This window comes from Acidovorax sp. HMWF029, from assembly GCF_003060895.1.
Classification (GTDB): Bacteria; Pseudomonadota; Gammaproteobacteria; order Burkholderiales; family Burkholderiaceae_C; genus Acidovorax.
Map to the genome: position 1 here is coordinate 1 of NZ_QAIH01000025.1, position 17,478 is coordinate 17,478.

15 protein-coding genes are annotated in these 17,478 nt (G+C 64.4%); 4 read left to right on the forward strand and 11 right to left on the reverse strand.

Going from position 1 to position 17,478, the window contains the following annotated elements; translation table 11 throughout:
• Positions 1 to 148: 148 nt before the first annotated feature.
• The 3 genes from DBR12_RS01815 to DBR12_RS01825 all read right to left on the reverse strand — a co-directional run bounded on the left by DBR12_RS01815 (position 149) and on the right by DBR12_RS01825 (position 1,967).
• Positions 149 to 577 carry a VOC family protein gene (locus DBR12_RS01815; protein ID WP_108615685.1) on the reverse strand — a complete coding sequence of 143 codons (429 nt, stop codon included), beginning with the start codon at positions 575 to 577 and terminating at the stop codon, positions 149 to 151.
• Between the two features lie 19 nt (positions 578 to 596).
• Complete coding sequence (locus tag DBR12_RS01820; RefSeq protein ID WP_108615686.1) at positions 597 to 974, reverse strand: VOC family protein; 378 nt, start codon at positions 972 to 974, stop codon at positions 597 to 599.
• Positions 975 to 1,073: 99 nt separating this feature from the next.
• Positions 1,074 to 1,967 carry a helix-turn-helix domain-containing protein gene (locus DBR12_RS01825; RefSeq protein WP_108615687.1) on the reverse strand — a complete coding sequence of 298 codons (894 nt, stop codon included), beginning with the start codon at positions 1,965 to 1,967 and terminating at the stop codon, positions 1,074 to 1,076.
• Between the two features lie 103 nt (positions 1,968 to 2,070).
• Here DBR12_RS01825 and pobA point away from each other — a divergent pair, with 103 nt between their 5' ends.
• The gene (gene pobA, locus DBR12_RS01830) at positions 2,071 to 3,243 is read left to right on the forward strand and encodes a 4-hydroxybenzoate 3-monooxygenase (RefSeq protein WP_108615710.1); all 1,173 of its coding nucleotides are present in this window, start codon (positions 2,071 to 2,073) and stop codon (positions 3,241 to 3,243) included.
• Between the two features lie 246 nt (positions 3,244 to 3,489).
• Positions 3,490 to 3,729, forward strand: coding sequence for a hypothetical protein (locus DBR12_RS01835; protein WP_108615688.1), 240 nt, complete (start codon positions 3,490 to 3,492; stop codon positions 3,727 to 3,729).
• Positions 3,730 to 3,999: 270 nt separating this feature from the next.
• Here DBR12_RS01835 and DBR12_RS01840 read toward each other — a convergent pair whose 3' ends face one another.
• The 8 genes from DBR12_RS01840 to DBR12_RS01875 all read right to left on the reverse strand — a co-directional run bounded on the left by DBR12_RS01840 (position 4,000) and on the right by DBR12_RS01875 (position 14,838).
• Complete coding sequence (locus DBR12_RS01840) at positions 4,000 to 4,434, reverse strand: nucleoside 2-deoxyribosyltransferase (protein WP_158274960.1); 435 nt, start codon at positions 4,432 to 4,434, stop codon at positions 4,000 to 4,002.
• On the reverse strand, positions 4,431 to 6,044 hold the full coding sequence (locus DBR12_RS01845) for an SIR2 family protein (protein ID WP_108615690.1): 1,614 nt from the start codon (positions 6,042 to 6,044) through the stop codon (positions 4,431 to 4,433). The genes DBR12_RS01840 and DBR12_RS01845 overlap by 4 nt, the downstream gene beginning before the upstream one ends.
• 183 nt (positions 6,045 to 6,227) lie before the next feature.
• On the reverse strand, positions 6,228 to 8,006 hold the full coding sequence (locus DBR12_RS01850; RefSeq protein ID WP_108615691.1) for a tannase/feruloyl esterase family alpha/beta hydrolase: 1,779 nt from the start codon (positions 8,004 to 8,006) through the stop codon (positions 6,228 to 6,230).
• 121 nt (positions 8,007 to 8,127) lie between these two features.
• Positions 8,128 to 9,831 carry an acyl-CoA dehydrogenase family protein gene (locus DBR12_RS01855; RefSeq protein WP_108615692.1) on the reverse strand — a complete coding sequence of 568 codons (1,704 nt, stop codon included), beginning with the start codon at positions 9,829 to 9,831 and terminating at the stop codon, positions 8,128 to 8,130.
• Positions 9,832 to 10,151: 320 nt separating this feature from the next.
• Positions 10,152 to 11,141: a Bug family tripartite tricarboxylate transporter substrate binding protein gene (locus tag DBR12_RS01860; protein WP_108615693.1), complete on the reverse strand. Its 990-nt coding sequence runs from the start codon at positions 11,139 to 11,141 to the stop codon at positions 10,152 to 10,154.
• Positions 11,142 to 11,343: 202 nt separating this feature from the next.
• Positions 11,344 to 12,108: an SDR family NAD(P)-dependent oxidoreductase gene (locus DBR12_RS01865; protein WP_108615711.1), complete on the reverse strand. Its 765-nt coding sequence runs from the start codon at positions 12,106 to 12,108 to the stop codon at positions 11,344 to 11,346.
• A gap of 23 nt (positions 12,109 to 12,131) precedes the next feature.
• Positions 12,132 to 14,000 carry a feruloyl-CoA synthase gene (locus tag DBR12_RS01870; RefSeq protein ID WP_108615694.1) on the reverse strand — a complete coding sequence of 623 codons (1,869 nt, stop codon included), beginning with the start codon at positions 13,998 to 14,000 and terminating at the stop codon, positions 12,132 to 12,134.
• 49 nt (positions 14,001 to 14,049) lie between these two features.
• Entirely contained in the window at positions 14,050 to 14,838 is a 789-nt protein-coding gene (locus tag DBR12_RS01875) for a crotonase/enoyl-CoA hydratase family protein (RefSeq protein WP_108615695.1), read from the reverse strand.
• A gap of 157 nt (positions 14,839 to 14,995) precedes the next feature.
• On the opposite strand from DBR12_RS01875, the gene DBR12_RS01880 reads away from it, so the two are divergent.
• Both DBR12_RS01880 and DBR12_RS01885 read left to right on the forward strand, forming a co-directional pair.
• Positions 14,996 to 16,210 carry a thiolase family protein gene (locus tag DBR12_RS01880; protein WP_108615696.1) on the forward strand — a complete coding sequence of 405 codons (1,215 nt, stop codon included), beginning with the start codon at positions 14,996 to 14,998 and terminating at the stop codon, positions 16,208 to 16,210.
• 2 nt (positions 16,211 to 16,212) lie between these two features.
• Positions 16,213 to 17,466 carry a thiolase family protein gene (locus DBR12_RS01885; RefSeq protein WP_108615697.1) on the forward strand — a complete coding sequence of 418 codons (1,254 nt, stop codon included), beginning with the start codon at positions 16,213 to 16,215 and terminating at the stop codon, positions 17,464 to 17,466.
• The last annotated feature ends 12 nt before the right edge of the window (positions 17,467 to 17,478 follow it).

Below are 17,478 nucleotides of genomic sequence, written 5' to 3' on the forward strand. Positions count from 1 at the left end.
CGATTGTGGCGATGGCGCGGCAACCCTGGCGCAACCAGGGCTGCACGCCATGCCGTACCGTGGCACCCACTTATGCAACCCGCCCAACGCCTTGTGGCCGCAGACCCCGCAGCGTTTTGCGCGTTGTGCAGGGCCTGCCGCGCGGGCCTCAAAAGGTGATCTTGACCGACGGCGCGCTGCGCAGCGCATCGCCATGGAACACGGCCTCGATGTTGTTCCCGTCCGGGTCCAGCACAAACGCCGCGTAGTAGCCGGGGTGGTACGGGCGTTCACCCGGTGCGCCGTTGTCGGTGCCGCCGTGGGTCAGCGCGGCTTGGTAGAAGGCATCCACCATCGCCCGGTCCTGCGCCTGAAAGGCCAGGTGCGTTCGGCCGGTCAGGTGGCCTTGCGCGGCAGGGCTGTCGGCAGACGACACAAACAGCTCGTCCGCCCAGAAATAGCCCTCGTCGGCGCCACCTATCGGCACCTTCAGCGCCCCCAGCGCGGCTGTGTAAAACGCCTGGCTGGCCGCCAGATCGCGCACAACGAGCTGGATGTGGTCAACCAGCCTGCCCCGGTGGATTTCTTGCGCTTCCATGCTGTGCTCCTTTCGTTCTTCAAGACAGTGCGTGCAGACCCACGCGGTTGCCATCCAGGTCGTGAATGTGCGCAAAGAACCCCATGCCCGGTGGCAGCGCCTGGCGTGGCAGGGCCACGCGGCCGCCCTGGGCCACGGCGCGCTCCAGCGCCGCGTCGAGCGAGGGTGATGCGTCCAGGTACACCAGTGTGCCGCTGCCCGATACCTGCGGGGCAGTCGGGCCCATCATCAACGCGCCGCCCACGCCGTCTGCTGCGCCGTCGTAGGCAAACACGGCGCCTTCGCTCGGGCCCATGGCCTCGCGGCGCATGGGCTGGCCCAGCACGGCTTCGTAAAAGGTCTGGGCGCGGTCGAGTTGAGTGGTGGGGATTTCAAACCAGGCGATGGCGTTTTTCATAAAAGGCTCCTTGTCGTTCAATGAGTGATGGAAAGAAAGAAGCCCCGATGGTGAGCGGAGGCTGCTGACAGCGGCGTGTCAGCAGCCTGTCACCCGGCATCACATCGCCGTGGCGGGCGCCGACGCCGCCACCTGCGCCCGAAACGCACGCGGCGACAGCCCTGCATCGCGCGTGAAGGCGCGGGTGAAGTACGCCGGGTCGGCATAGCCCAGCGTGTAGGCAATGGTGGCCACACCCAGGTGCGTGTAGGCCAGGTTGCGCCGCGCCTCGCGCATCAGGCGCGCTTCAATCAGCCGCTGGGCCGATACGCCCGTGGCAGCCCGCGCCACACGGCTCAGGTGCGTGGGCGACACGGCCAGCGCCCGCGCGTAGTCGGCCACCTGCCAATGCTCCAGAAAATGCGCCTCAATCAGTGCCTCCAGCCGCTGCACCAGGGTGGACTCTGGCGCTGCCGTGTCTGCGGGGTTGTGGTCCTCAATGGCCCGCGCCACCCAGCCCAGCAGCGTGGCGCTCAGGCCCCGCAGCACCAGTGCACGCGCCTTGGCGCGGCCCGAGAACTCCTGCCAGACCTGGCCCATGGTCTGGTGCAGCTCCGGCGGCGCGGGCGCCACGGCGGGCCGAGCCAAGTCCCGCCGCACATCGCCCACCCGCACAAATATCTCGTCCATCAATTCATCGGCCAGCGTGGCCACCCAGCCCTGTGTGTGCTGCGTGAACCGAAACGCATGCACATGCCCCGGCGGCACGTTGATGAGCGCACCGGCAGCCAGCGCGTGCTGCTCGCCATCCAAGTGGGCCACGCCGCCGCCCGATTCGATCAGCAACACCTGGTGCAGCCGGGTGTGCCGGTGCGGCGCCAGCTCCCAGTCGTGCAGCACCGAGCGCTCGGCAATCGTCTCGCAGTGCAGCACGTCGGGCAGGTGCTGCGACTCGCCAAACAGGCTGTACGACTGGATGCTGCTGTGGCTCCCGGCCATGTTCGAAAAGTGCATGTTCTGGCTCTATCCGTCCATTCAACGCGGCGACTGTGCCACGTATCTTTGGGTGGTCCGTTTGATCCATGTCATGAACGCACCAACCATCCTAGGAGACACCATGAAAACCCAGGTTTGCATCATCGGCGGAGGCCCCTCGGGCCTCATGCTCTCGCAGCTCTTGCACCGCAAGGGCATCGACACCATCGTGCTGGAGCGCCAAAGCCGCGAATACGTGCTGGGCCGTATCCGCGCCGGTGTGCTGGAGCATGGCTTTGCCGCACTCATGCGCGAGGCCCAGTGCGGCGAGCGCATGGACCGCGAAGGCGAGATCCACGACGGCTTCATCATTGCCCACGACGGCAAGATGGACCGGGTCGATTTGCACAAGTACAGCGGCGGCAGCTCCGTAGTCGTCTACGGCCAGACCGAGCTGACGCGCGACCTGTACGAAGCGCGCGACCGCATGAAGGGCATCGTCATCCACAACGCCGAAGACGTGCAGCCGCACGACCTCAAAAGTGCCAACCCGTATGTGACCTACCGCAGTGGCGACGAGGTGGTGCGCATCGACTGCGACTTCGTCATCGGCGCTGACGGCTTCCATGGCGTGAGCCGCAAGTCCATCCCGCGCGATGTGCTCAAGGAGTATGAAAAGGTCTACCCCTTCGGCTGGCTGGGCGTGCTCTCGCGCACCAAGCCCGTCTCGCCCGAGCTGATCTACGCCAAGCACGAACGCGGCTTTGCGCTGTGCTCGCTGCGCTCGCAAGTGCTGAGCCGCTACTACATCCAGGTGCCGCTGACCGACAACGTGGAAGACTGGTCCGACGACGCCTTCTGGGCCGAGCTCAAACGCCGCCTGCCCGCCGAGGTGGCCGCCCAACTCATCACCGGCGCATCCATCGAAAAGTCCATCGCCCCCCTGCGCTCCTTCGTGGCCGAGCCCATGCGCTACGGCAACCTGTTCCTGGCCGGCGACGCCGCCCACATCGTGCCGCCCACCGGCGCACGGGGCCTGAACAGCGCGGCATCCGACATCTACTACCTGTACCACGCCATGGTCGCGCACTACAAGGATGGCGACAGCACCGGCCTCGACAAATACTCCGAAAAGGCCCTGGCCCGCGTGTGGAAGGCCCAGCGCTTCTCGTGGTGGATGACGACCATGCTGCACACCTTCCCGGATTCCATCGCGTACGACCAGAAGCTGCAGGACACGGACCTGGCGTATCTGTTCTCGTCCGAGAAGGCGCTGGGGTCGCTGGCGGAGAACTATGTGGGGTTGCCGTTCTGAGCACCTTGCAGTAGCACTGCTAACCAATCAAAGGCTTGCATGGGGTTTCCTCTTGCAAGCCTTTTTCTACGCCCAAATCGGCGTTTAGTGCAGGCAGTCGCGTTGGGCAGCGGTCTCCATCTGCTATGCAAAATTTAGGCAGAACTGATGCTTACGCCCGCACAGCAGGCTCGATAGCATCGCACCAAGTTTTCAGATCATTCGCCCAGTGCTGTCGATGCGCGATTCGGCGATGGCTTGAACACGATGAAGCTGCTGACGCAGCGTTTAGAGGCAGTGCTTCACGGTAGTGAGTGCCAATCAACAGCCAGGAAAATCTCAACAATGGATTGGGTCCCGATAGTCTTCATTATGTTCAAGGTGGCCGTTTTCGGCACCGGCATGTTCTTCGCCATCAAGTGGCATTACGACCAGGGGAAGAAGGCGAAGAACGAAGCCGGCAGATCGCAAATGTTGGCTGAACGCAGGCCGGGCGCGTCGGAGTAGGGGGTTGATGCACCTCGATGATGTGCGGGGTATCAGACTTCCGCCTAGCTGTATCGCGCGATAGTCTCCCTTCACCAAAACCGCGACAGAACGGGCTCGGAATTACTCTGATATGGCGCTGGCCAACGACCAGAAGTGGCCGGGTATCGACCTAGCGTGTCCGTTCTCGTCGGAGAAGGCGCAGGGTCGCTGGTCGAGAACTACGTGGGGTTGTCGTTTGGGTGATCGGTCAGCTTGCGAGCGTATGGTGGCTCCGAAACAAGCAGGTCTTCAGACAGACTCGGCGGAATAAGACCGCATCAGTTCCCATAGCTCATTTGGTGTCTGCGCCCATTGGTCGATACAGCCATCGATCATTGGGTTGTTGCCCCATGGCAATGCTGTGCGAATGTCCGTCTTGATCGCAACAATGTGCTTGCCTAAAGCTTTTGCGTATCCAATCTCTATGCAAACGCCCTCGTCAGGGGTGCGTCCATCAAGGATGGCCAGCAGAACGTCGCACTTATGAATCTCATCGATGTCTCGCAGATACACAGCACGATATACCTCTGATCGGCTGAGGCCCATGGCAAGTTGCTCCGCGACAAGGAGTCCGTCCCTGTGCGGGACATACACCGAGCATGCTGTACTCAGCCCATCCGCGATGCTCTCAACGAACTCACGCTCCGTCGGGGTGAATAGCGGACCAGCCAAATAAATCTTCATGCGTGGGCTCCGTTCGCTTTTTCTTTGCATATCTGATTGAAATCGATCGATGTGTACGGGGTAAAAAGAATTACCTCAAGAACTCTAGTGACAACTTGCGATGGAGTTAGATTCGTCGTGTCGATGATCGTTGCCCCCATGCTTTCCCACATACGCTCAACTGCGTCGATCTGTGGAAGTAGTTGCTCAACGTTGTAGGTCTTGTCTCGTCCCGCAAGCCGCAAAACGAGAACGCGTGGATCGCACGTCAAGACAATCAAGTGACCTGCTGCAATGCTTTTAACAGTCCCTTCTGGGGGCACCATCCAGGTCAACAACTCAGAAGCTCGTGTTGCTACGGCACTATCATCCTTTACGAAGTAAAGAGGATCTAACGGGCTACGGTCAACTACCGCAATAACCTGAGATGCTGCGGAGACTCGTCGGTTCTTTTTTCTGAACTGTTGATTGATCCACCCGTCCACCTCCGCGCGTTGGTCTTCCGAGAGTTCACTGTGCGGTCGGCCAAGAAGTGTGTTTCTTCTATCGACCCATTCATCAAACGTAGCGATGCTTTTCAGCTGCTCTAGGGTCGTTGTCTTTCCTGTGCCAACAGGGCCCGTCAGGTAGTACCTGTACTCCGTTCTTGTTCCATTAGGTTCCGAGTCACATTGCGCATTGAACTCGTCTTGGTCTAAAACCAAGAGGCGCGCCAGCTGCTTGATCTCTGCTGTCGTGAGAAAAAGCGTCACAAGGTTGTAGATCCCGAAGTTGGCTTTGCGAATTGCGTCTTGCTCTTCAGGGCTCGGCTTGTCTTTAGAACACCAGTGAATTTGATAGTGAAAATTTCCTGGATTGCTTCGAGCGGAGATGCGAAGCAGGTGTTTTAGGTTTGCATCGTTCATGGATAGGCCCATGAAGACGATAGTGTGCTTTGCAAGGTGGCTAAGAAGGGACAAGTAGTGCCCTGCGCCAACGTCCACCAACTGATCGGCAAATTCCTGCTCCATGAAGACGACTTGCTCACTTAGTCCGTCAACAGTTTGTAGTGGCAGGAATCCATTCGGGTGGTAAATCACACCCTGGTTTCTCCTGAATTGCGCTGTGGGTTGCCAAATGACTTCGAACCCTTTGTCATCGCCGGTGGGAATGCCACGCTCACTGTTATGGCAGTAGAGCATTCGTTCAACGGTGTCATCGAAGTTGTAATTGATGGTCATTGCCGACCGCTTGATTAGCGAAGCGAGGTCCCAAAGATATGGGTGCTCCTTCAGATCTTCATCGGTTGTCTTGGCGGTGGCATACAGATGCTTATGTACTAGCTTCAACCAACCAGTCTGTACTCTGCGGGCTCTGATCACGGCGTCTTCATTCACACCAATTGCAGGCAGCGACTGCATGTACTTTTGATAGAGAAATTGAGACTGCGCTGTCAGGCTTTCAGACACCTTAAGTAGTTCCGTGCCGTTCACGCGCTCATCGTTTGCAATTCTTTCAATAAGAACTTTCCAGCTCGGAATGGCGAAATCCATGCTTACGCCAGCACCGAGGCACAGCCCGAGGCGATTGTCCTTGGACATGCGCTGGCGCATGTGCACGATATGTTTGATGTTCTCTGATAGAAAGGACATGGTGCTCTCAACGGAAAGTAAAAGATCGCTGCGCGGATGGCGAATCGGTTGACGATTCTTTATCAAGCAAACTAGATTGTTGCTGGCATGGGGAGATCATGCCTTGCTCTACTCAGGTCTTCTAGTCATCCTCGCACGCAAAAAAGCCCGGCAAAAGCCGGGCTTCGCATTTTCAAGCTGCCCTCACTTACAGCTAAAACTCCCCGCACTCTCCACATCCCCCGTCCCGTTGTACCGCGCCACTTTCGGGTACACGCACAGCGGCCGGGTGCGTTTGGCAGACCAGCTGGCGGGCAGCTCGGTGTTGACCACATTGGCGCCTGCGCCACGTGCCTTGGCCGTCACGCTGTCAGGTGCCTTGCCCTGTTCCACCCAGGCCACCAGCGGGGCCAGCATGTCGAACTGGTCGGTGGCGGGGCCGCCGGAGCAGTGGTTCATGCCGGGCACCATGTACAGGCGGGCAAAGTCGTCGGCCTTGCCGCCGTGGCTCGTCTGAACGCGGTCCATCCAGTTCGCGGTGTCGATGGGCGAGAACACGCCGTCGGCCACGCCGTGGTAGACCATCATCTTGGCGCCCCGGTTGCGCAGGGTGCTCAGGTCGGCCGCGTTGGGGGGAGTCATGTACGACCACGATGACTCGGTGTAGACCGGCGTGGTGGCGAACATCTTGGGGTAGTCCGTGTCCATGCTGAAGTTCAGCGCGTACTGCAGGCCGGTGGTGGCCTTGAAGGCGTCCAGGGTGGAGGGCGGTGTGGTGAACAAGAAGGCCACGGCCCCCGCGTCTCGCGTGGTGGGGGCGTTGAAGTGCCAGAACGCAAAGTTGCTGCCTGCCACGCCGGGGTCGAACCAGGTGCCGGTGTACAGCGCTTCGCCCTTGCTGTTTTGGGGCCCGGCAAAGATGCTGGCCAGCACGTTTTTTTGCTCGGCAGAGATGCACGATCCATCCCGCGCAGGGTTGGCGTTGCTGGCAGCGGTGCAGGTGGGCACGTCGCGTTGCAGGTTGAAGGCGGCCTGGCAGGCCTGCACGTCGTTCACCTGGCCGTCGGTGGCGCCGTCCAGCGCGTCGCAGCGCTCCACGATCTTGCGGGCTATGAGCTGGAATTCGGCGGGGCTCACGGCCTTGGTCAGGTCGGGCTGGGCAGATGGACCATTCGCGTCCTTCGGTGCCACCTTGGCGTATTGCTGGGCCTTCCACAGCTGGGCGGTGGCGGCCTTGGGCAGGCTGAAGCCGGGGTTGCCCGCCAGCACGCCGTCGTACTGGTCGGCATAGCGCGATGCGGCCACCATGGCGTGGCGCCCGCCGTTGGAGCAGCCTGCGATGTACGAGCGGTCCGGGCCTTTGCCGTAGGCGCCCTTGATCAGGTCCTTGGCCATGGGCGTGAGGGTGTCCACGGCCTGGTAGCCGTAGTCGCGCCGGGCCTGGGGGTCCAGCCCGAAGAAGGGCGTGGGTGCCCCGTGGCCCGCGTCAGAGCTGAGCACGGCAAAGCCTTGCACCAGGCCGGGGGCCACGGGTGCGGCGCCGCTCACCGCGCCGAGCGCGGTCACCACGCTGCCGTCCAGCCCGCCGTTGGCCTGGTACAGAAAGCGGCCGTTCCAGTCGACGGGCAGGCGGATCTCAAAACCGATGGCGTAGCTGGCGCCGTCCACGGGGCCGGTGCGCTCTTTCATCTTGCCTTTGACGAGGCAGTGCGCGGGCGCCTGGGTGGTGTTGCCCTGCAGGGTGATCGGGCCTTCGGCCACCATCTCGGCCGAGGTGATTCGCGTGTCGGGCAGCGCGAGGCTCTGTGCCAGCGTGGTGCAGTTTTTCAGCGTGGCGGGTGTGGCGGCGCCGAGCTGCGGTGGCGTGGTGCGCGGCGCGCTGGCGCAGGCCACCAGCAGGGCCAGCGGCAACACGGGCAGTGCTGCCAGGCGAAGGGTGCGCGGTGTGGCGCGCCAGGTCAGGCGGTGGGCTCTCGGCTTCATGGTCTGTTGTCTCCGTGGTGTCGGGGCCTGTTACAGCCCGCAGCGCGGCCCCGGCGCGCTGCGGGAGGGAAAGCGAGAATGGGCTGGTGCTACATAATTGATAGCTGTTTGCGCTTATCCATCAGGCGGTGGCAGCCTTTTTGGGCAAAGATTCAAATGCCTGGGCAATGCGCTGGCGCAGGATGGCGGCGCGCATGTCGAATTCGGGCAGCACCCACTGGGTGAGGGCCTGGGCGGGGGCGGTCCAGCGCGGTTCTTCTTGGCTGGCTGCGCTGATCTGGCCCCAGGCCCAGTCCAGCAGCACCAGCGCCACGGCGCGCAGGTAGTCGTCGGCCACCCAGTAGGGCAGTTCGGGGTCAGACTGCGCGGCAATGGCCAGGGTCTGCGTGATCTCGACCAGCGCATGGCGGCGTGCGCTGGCGGCGGGGCTGGGCGCTGCGCCAGGCAGCGTGGTCAGCAGCGTTGCCAGACTTTGGCCACCATCGGCCAGCACCTTGCGTACCAGCAGGTCGATGGCCTGGATCTCGTTGGTGCCTTCGTAGATCATGGCCACGCGCACGTCGCGCACGATCTGCTCGATGCCCCATTCGCGCACATAGCCGTGGCCGCCAAACACCTGCAGGCAGGCGCTGGCACCCTGGAAGCCTTCGGTTGTGAGCGCGGCCTTGAGCACGGGCGTGACCAGTGCGCACCAGCGCTGGGCGGCGGCCCGCTCGCCTGCGTCGGTGCTGTGTTTGGCCACATCGAGTTGCAGGGCTGTGTGGTAGGCCAGCACGCGCCCGCCGTCGATCCAGGCGCGCTGGGTTTGTAGCGCGCGGCGGATGGCAGGGTGGTCTTGAATGAGGCTGGTGTCCTTGGCGCCGGGGGCGCGCATCTGGCGCCGCTCGGCCGCGTAGGCGCTGGCCTTTTGCCATGCGGCTTCGAGCAGGCCGATGCCTTGCAGGCCTACATGCAGGCGCGCGGCGTTCATCATGACGAACATGGCGGCGAGGCCCTTGTTCGGTTCGCCCACCAGCCAGCCGGTGGCGTCGTCAAAGCGCATCACGCAGGTGGGGCTGCCGTGCAGGCCCATTTTTTCTTCGATGCGCTCGCACACCACGGCGTTTCGGGTGCCATCCTGAAGCACCTTGGGCACCAGGAACAGCGAGAGGCCCTTGGTCCCGGCGGGCGCATCGGGCAAACGGGCCAGCACCAGGTGCACGATGTTGTCGGTCAGGTCGTGCTCGCCGCCGGAGATAAAAATCTTGCTGCCGTTCACCCGCGCGCTGCCATCGGGCTGCGGCACGCCGCGTGTGCGCACCAGGCCCAGGTCGCTGCCCGCGTGGGCTTCGGTCAGGCACATGGTGGCCAGCCATTCGCCGGTGGCGACCTTTTCCAGATACTGGGCCTTGAGATCGTCGCTGGCGTGGTGCTTGATGCATTCATACGCGCCGTGCAGCAGGCCGGGCGCCATGGTCCAGCCGTGGTTGGCACCGGCCAGCCATTCAAACAGCACACATTCCAGCACGGCGGGCAGGCCCTGGCCGCCGTCCTCGGGCGCGCAGGCCAGCGCGGGCCAGCCGCCTTGCCAGAAGGCCTGGTAGGCATCGCGGAAGCCGGGTGGGGTGATGACGGCGCCTGCGTCAAAACGGCAACCCACCTCGTCGCCCACACGCTGCAGCGGGGCCACGGCGTTGTCGACAAACTTGGCGGCCTCGTCCAGCACCTGTGCCGCCAGCTCGCCATCGGTGTCGGCAAACGGCGCCAGCGCCTGCCACTGTGCAGGGGCCTGCAGCACCTCGGTCAGCAGGAACTGGATGTCGGTGAGGGCCTGTTGTGCTTGCATGGTTTGCTCTGAAATTGATAGCTAATATCGCTTGATGGTCGCGCGGAGAAGGCTGTTTTTCTTCCAAATTTCGACGCAAGAGCGCGGCGACCGCTTGCGCCCTGGCTTCGACAGGCTCAGCCCGAACGGGTGGGGAGGGGGTGTGGCCAGCCAAGGCGCCAATGCCCATCACGTCAACACCGACAGGCCGGACAGGTTGCCATGGCACACATCCTCCATAACGGGCGCGGCCCAAGCCAGCGCCACCGCGCAAGGGCCGCCCCGCCGCGCTGGTGGCGTCCCCCCTCTGGGGGGAAGGCGCGAAGCGCCTCAGGGGGGAGTCAAGAATCTGCGGTGAAACCGATCTTCTTGATCAGCGGCCCCCAGGTATCGAACTCGGCCTTTTGCCAGCGGGCTTGCTCTTCGGGCGTGGAGCCGTGGGGCATCAGGCCCACGATAGCCAGGCTGTCGATGACCGACTTTTCCTTCAGTGCAGCGTTGATGGCTGCGTTGGCGGCGGTGATCACGGGCTTGGGCGTGGCAGCGGGGGCGTAGAAGCCAAACCACTCTTCGGTGGTCAGCTCAGGGAAGCCTTGCTCTGCAAACGTGGGCACGTCGGGCACGTACTGCGAGCGCTTGGGGCCCGAGGTGGCCAGAATGCGCAGCTTGCCCGCCTTGTAGTTGGCGATGAAGTCGCCATGCGGGGTGACCATGGCTGCGATCTGCCCGCCCACCACATCGGTCACGCCGGGGATGGAGCCACGGTAGGGCACGTGGCGCAGGTCCACGCCGCTGTTGATGCCCAAGAGCGCGCCCAAAAAGTGGGGCGTGGAGCCCGCGCCGGGCGAGCCGTAGCTGGCGTCCTTGGGGTTGGCCTTGGCCCAGGCCAGGAAGTCCTTCACCGTCTTCACGCTGGCGGGCACCATGGGGCCCACGGCCAGACCGTGGTGCATCACGGCCGCAATCGACACGGGCGCGAAGTCCTTGTCGGTGTAGTTCATCTTGCTGTAGATGTGCGGGTAGTTGGCAATGGCCGACACCTGTGCCAGCGCCAGCACCGAGCCGTCGGCAGGCCCGGCCTTCAGCGTTTCCAGCGCAATGCGTCCGCCTGCGCCGGGCTTGTTCTCCACCACACCCGCGTTCTTGCTGAACGCGGAGCCGCCCCATTTTTCTGCCACGCGGCGGGCCACGGTGTCGCCGGAGCTGCCCGCAGGGAAGCCGAAGTACACCTTCACCTGGTCTACCTGGGCGTGGGCAGCAAAGGGGTGCAGGGCGCCCAGCGCGGCGCTGGCGCCAAAGGCCTGGACGAGTTGTCGGCGGGTGATGGTCATGGTCTTGTCTCCTGGTGTAACGGGGTAAAACTCAAAAAATGGGAATGGGGCTTTTCACGCCCTCTCGTTGTGTTGTGCAGCGCGCCTCCCTCGGCGCCTGAAACTAGCGCTGCGCAAGCCAGTGCCACCGTGGAACTGGCTTTGCCAGGCCACCGGTGGCGTCCCCCTCAGGGGGAAGGCGCGCAGCGACTCAGGGGGAGCACTACCGTGGCGCCATGCGCAGGGCGCCGTCGAGGCGGATGACTTCGCCGTTGAGATGGCCGTTGGTCACGATGTGGCAGGCCAGCTCGGCAAACTCCTCGGGCTTGCCCAGGCGCTGCGGGAAGGGGATGCTGGCGGCCAGCGACTGCTGCACGGCTTCGGGCAGTTCCTTCATCAGCGGCGTGGCAAACAGGCCGGGCGCCACGGTGCACACGCGGATCGCGTGCTGTGCGAGGTCGCGCGCCATGGGCAGCGTCATGCCCGCCAGGCCCGCCTTGGAGGCGCTGTAGGCCTGCTGGCCCACCTGGCCGTCGAAGGCGGCGACCGAGGCGGTGAACATCATCACGCCACGCTCGCCGTTCTCCAGCACGTCGAGCTTGCTGCAGGCGGCGGCAAACAGGCGGCTCACGTTGTAGGTGCCGATCAGGTTGATGTTGACCACGCGCACAAAGTCTTCGAGCGGTGCCGCACTGCCGTCGCGCTGCACCACGCGCTTGGCGCTGCCGATGCCCGCCACGTTCATCAGGATGCGCGCGGGGCCGTGGTCGGCGGCGGCCTTGTCGATGGCGGCCTGCACGCTGCCGGCATCGGTGATGTCGCAGGGGCAGGCCACGCCGCCGATTTCGCTGGCCACTTTCTCGGCCAGTTCGGCATTGCGGTCCAGCACCGCGACCTTGGCGCCCTGGGCAGCCAGTGCGCGGGCGGTGGCTTCACCGAGGCCCGATGCGCCGCCGGTCACGAGGGCGGCTTGTCCTTGAATCTGCATGGTGGTGTCCTTGTTGCTTCGGTTCAATGTTGGGGAACGATGGTGAACGGCAGGCTGCCGTCGTGCAGCGCATTCACCAGGTCGGCGCGGTGCTTGAGCACGGCGCGCTGGTTGATGGAGCCCTTGTCGGTGATCTCGCCCTTGTCCAGCGATGGCGGCTCCGCCATCAGGTGCACGCGTGCCACACGTGTGGCGCTGCCGGTGGCCTGTGCGGCCAGCTGGTTGATCACCTGCTGAAAGTGCTGCTGCACGGGCGCGCTCTCCAGCACCTGCTGCAGGCTGGCATCGACCGGCAGGCCCGCCAGCGCGCGGATGCTGGGGGTGGGCAGCAGCAGCGCGCCCACTTCCTTGAGGTTGATGCCGGTGATGACCGCATCCTGCACGTAGGGCGCGCAGGCGGCGATGATCTTGGCGCGCATGGGGCCCACGCTCACAAAGGTGCCGGTGCTGAGCTTGAAGTCCTCGGCAATGCGCCCGTCGAACTTCAGGCCCTTGTGGGGGTCGTTCTCGTCAATCCACTGCACAGCGTCGCCCGAGCAGTAGAAGCCTTCTTCGTCAAACGCCTCGCGGGTCGATTCAGGGTTGCGCCAGTAGCCCGGCGTGATGTTGGGGCCGCGATAGCGCACCTCGGTCTTGCCGTCCACGGGCACGAGCTTGAGCTCCAGCCCTGGCGTGGGCACGCCGATGTCGCCCGCCTGCACATTGGGGCTGTTCACGGCCACACAGAAGGGGCAGCCTTCGGTCATGCCCAGGCCGGTGTTCATCACGATGCGCTCGCCCACTTCGCGCTCGGCCACCTCGAACAGGGCATCCCAAATGGGCTGCGACAGTGCGGCGGCGGCAAAGAAAAACATTTGCACACGGCTGAGCAGGTTTTTGCGCAGCTGCTCGTCGGTCTTCATGGTGTGCGCGATCACCTCGAAGCCCGTGGGCACGTTGAAGTACACCGTGGGTGCGATCTCGCGCAGGTTGCGGATGGTCTCGGCCATGCCGGTGGGCGTGGGCTTGCCTTCGTCCAGGTACAGCGTGCCGCCGTTGTAGATGACGATGCCGAAGTTGTGGTTGCCGCCAAAGATGTGGTTCCAGGGCAGCCAGTCCACCAGCACCAGGTCTTGCTCGGCCAGCACGGGCATGGACTGGTTCATCTGCTGCAGGTTGGCGGCCCACATGCCGTGCGTGATGATCACGGCCTTGGGCGCCTTGGTGGAGCCCGATGTGAACATGAACTTGGCAATGCTCTGGCCCGTGATGGCGGCGTGGGTGGCGTCCACGGCGGGGGTGGCTTCGGTGCCCAGCAGTGCGCTGAAGGGCGTGGTTTTGCGGCCTTCCAGCGTGCCCTGGCCCAGCACCACATGCACGTCGGCGCCCACGGTGGCCTGGATGGCGGCGGCATAGCGCCCCGCGTTGCTGGCAAACACCAGGCCCGGCGTGAGAGTGTCGATGGCGTGGCGCAGCTTGTCGTAGTCCTTGCTCACGGTGGAGTACGCCGACGACACCGTGCACTGCGGCACCCCGGCGACCAGGCAGCCCAGCGACAGCAGGGCGTGGTCCAGGTCGTTTTCGCTCAGGATGACCACGGGGCGCTCGGCGCTCACGCCCAGGTTGAGCAGGGCCTGCGCGATGCGGCGGGCGGATTGCCAAGCCTCTTGGTAGCTGATGTGGCGCCACTCACCCAGGCTGCCGTCGGCGTTTTTCACGCGCTGGGCCATCCAGGTGCGGTCGGGGGTGGTCTGTGCCCAGTGCGCCAGGCGGTCGGTGAGGCGCACGGGGTGGGGCTGCAGGTCTTGCGTGGCGCGCACATAGACCGCGCCGTTGTCGCCCTGGCGGGTGGTGACCTCGGTCACGCCGAAACGCAGCGGCCGATAGCGGGGGGAGGGGAGGGATGCCGTCATGGAGCTTGTCTCGGGGCTGGTGCTGGCGTGCTGCGAAAAGGCGCGGGGCTCAGTCTTGTTTCTTGACCTTGGCGGCCTTGCCGTCCAGGAAGGCGCGCACACGGGCTTTGGCTTCGGGCGCGCTCTGGGCAATGGCGGCCATCATGGCTTCGGCCATCAGGCCCTGGTCGGCGGGTTGTTCGGCGATGCGCGGAAGCGCATGCATGAGGGCGTAGTTGGTCAGTGGTGCGTTCTGCGCAATGCGCTGGGCCAGCTCGAAGGCCTTGTCGAACGCCGTGCCGGTGGGCACCAGGTACTGGGCAAAACCGACTTTTTCGCCGTCCACGGCGTTGTAGACGCGGCCCGTCATCATCATGTCGGTCATGCGGGCCGTGCCGATCAGGCGCGGGATGCGTACCGCGCCGCCACCGCCCACAAAGATGCCGCGCGAGCCCTCGGGCAGCGCGTAGAACGTCGATTCATCGGCCACGCGGATGTGGCAGGCGCTGGCCAGCTCCAGCCCGCCGCCCACTACCGCGCCGTGCAACGCAGCCACCACGGGCACGGGACCAAATTGCACGCGGTCCAGCGCCGCATGCCACATGCGCGAGTGGTGCAGGCCCTGGCCCGCATCGCGCTCTTTCAGCTCCGACAGGTCCAGGCCCGAGCAGAAGTGCTCGCCCTCGCCGTCGATCACGGCAGCGCCCACGCTGGCGGGCAGGGTTTCCATCACGTCGCGCAGCGCCAGGATCAGGCCGTCGTTGAGCGCATTGCGCTTGGTGGGGCGGGTGAGCCGGATGACCGCGATTTCCTCGCGTTCGCCACGGATTTCAAGGGAGATGTCGGAGGTCTTGGTCATGGTTTTGTGAGTGAGTTGGAGAAATTATGGTTATTAAAAATAACTAAAACAAGGCCGTGGCGCTTGTCTTTGCTAGGTGGTTTCCCTAGCTTTTGCGGGTCGTCATTTGATTATGATAAATAACTAAATTGCCACTCCATAGCTGCAAGGAACTGCCATGAACGCCTTCATCCCTTACGGTATCTACTGGTCGTCCCCGTTTGCCAAGTGGCAGGGCACGCTGGCCAACCTCAACGCGCTGCCGCTGGCCGCTGCCGTGGGCAAGCAGGCGCTGGCTGCGCGCGGCTACGACCTGTCGGCCGTGGACCTGGCCATCCTTGGCATCACCAACCCGCAAAAGGGCAGCTTCTACGGTCTGCCCTGGGTCACGGGCCTCATGGGCATCGACCGCGTGGCGGGCCCCACGGTGCAGCAGGCCTGCGCCACCAGCGTGCGTGCGCTGCAGATGGCAGCGCAAGAAGTGGCCTGCGGCACGGCCACCAGCGCGCTGCTGGTGATGGCCGACCGCCAGTCCAACGGCCCGGTGGTGTACTACCCCGATTCGAGCGGCACGGGCGGCTACGGCATCACCGAGCACTGGGTGCCCGACAACATGGGCCACGACCCCTACGCCAAGAACCCCATGCTGCAGACGGGCGAGAACGTGGCCGCCCGCTACGGCATCACCACCGAGGAGCAGCACGCCCTCAAGCTGCACCGCTACCACCAGTACCAGGAAGCGCTGGCCAACGACCGCGCCTTCCAGAAGCGCTACATGGCCGATGTGCCTGTGACCGACTCCAAGTTCCGCAAGCAGACCGGCACGCTCAGCACCGACGAAGGCATCTTCCCCACCACCGCCGAGGGCCTGGCCAAGCTCAAGCCCGTGAAGGAAGGCGGCACCGTGACCTTTGGCGGCCAGACGCACCCGGCCGACGGCAATGCGGGCGCCATCGTCACCACCCGCGAGCGGGCGCGTGCCGTCGCCACCGATCCTGGCATCGAAGTGGAGATCCTGGGCTTTGGCATGGCCCGCGTGGAGGCGGGCTTCATGCCCATGGCGCCATCGCCAGCAGCGTTCAACGCGCTCAAGAACGCCGGCCTGTCCATCAGCGATGTGGTGGCCATCAAGACGCACAACCCCTTTGCCGTGAACGACATCGCCCTGGCGCGCGACACCGGCTTTGCCTGGGAGCGCATGAACAACTACGGCAGCTCCATCATCTGGGGCCATCCGCAGGCGCCCACCGGCATGCGCGCCATCATCGAGCTGATTGAAGAACTGGTGCTGCGCGGCGGCGGCGTGGGCCTGTTCACCGGCTGCGCGGCAGGCGACACGGGTTATGCCACCGTGATCCGCGTGAACGACAGCAAAACTACCTCCAAGGCCTGACCATGACCAACGCTTCGAAAAGCTCTTTTTCTGCCCCCCTGAATGCCTGGCTCGTGGACGGCGTGCGCACGCCGCTGGTGGACTACTGTGGCGCACTGGGCCATGTGTCGCCCACCGACATGGGCATCAAGGTGGCGCGCGCCGTGCTGGAGAAGAGCGGTGTGCCTGCTGCCGATGTGGGCTCGGTCATCACTGGCTCGATGGCGCAGGCGGACTTTGACGCCTATGTGCTGCCGCGCCACATTGGCCTTTACGCGGGCGTGCCTCTGGACGTTCCCTCCATCCTGGTGCAGCGCATCTGCGGCACGGGCTTTGAGCTGTTCCGCCAGGCGGCCGACCAGATTGCGCTGGGCTACACCGACGTGGCGCTGGTGGTGGGCGCCGAGTCCATGACGCGCAACCCGATTGCCGCCTACACGCACCGCACCGGCTTCAAACTGGGCGCGCCGGTGGAGTTCAAGGACTTCTTGATGGAAGCGCTGATCGACACCGCAGGCCCGGTGACGATGATCGAGACGGCCGAGAACCTGGCCAAGAAATACGGCATCACCCGCGAGGATGTGGACGCGTACGCCTCGCAGTCCTTCGCCCGCGCGCTCAAGGCGCAAGAAGACGGTTTTCTGGCGGGCGAGATCGTGCCCGTGGTCAGCGAGAAGTTTGAACTTGAAGGCTACGCCACGCGCGGCATCACGCTGCCCCGCAAAGTGGCGCAGCTGGACCGCGACACCCACCCGCGCCCCTCGCCGGTTGAAGCCCTGGCCGCGCTGCGCACGGTCTACCCCGGCGGCGTGCAGACCGCTGGCAACAGTTCGGCCCTGGTGGACGGCGCCGTGGGTGCCGTGGTGGCCAGCGATGCCTATGTACAGCAGCGTGGCCTCAAGCCCCTGGCACGCCTGCGCGGCGTGGCGGCGGTGGGTGTGGCACCCGAATACATGGGCATCGGCCCGGCCCCGGCCATCCGCGCGCTGCTGGCGCGCACCGACCTCACGCTGGACGACATCGGCCTCTTTGAAATCAACGAAGCCCAGGGCGCGCAGACCCTGGCCGTGGGCCGCGAGCTGGGGCTGGACCTCAACAAGCTCAACGTGAACGGCGGCGCGATTGCGTTGGGCCACCCGCTGGCCGCCACCGGCGTGCGCCTGACGGTCACCCTGGCGCGCGAACTGCGCCGCCGTGGCCTGCGCTATGGCATCTCCAGCGCCTGCGTGGGCGGCGGCCAGGGCATTGCGCTGCTGATCGAGAACTCCGACGCCTGAACCCTGAACCAA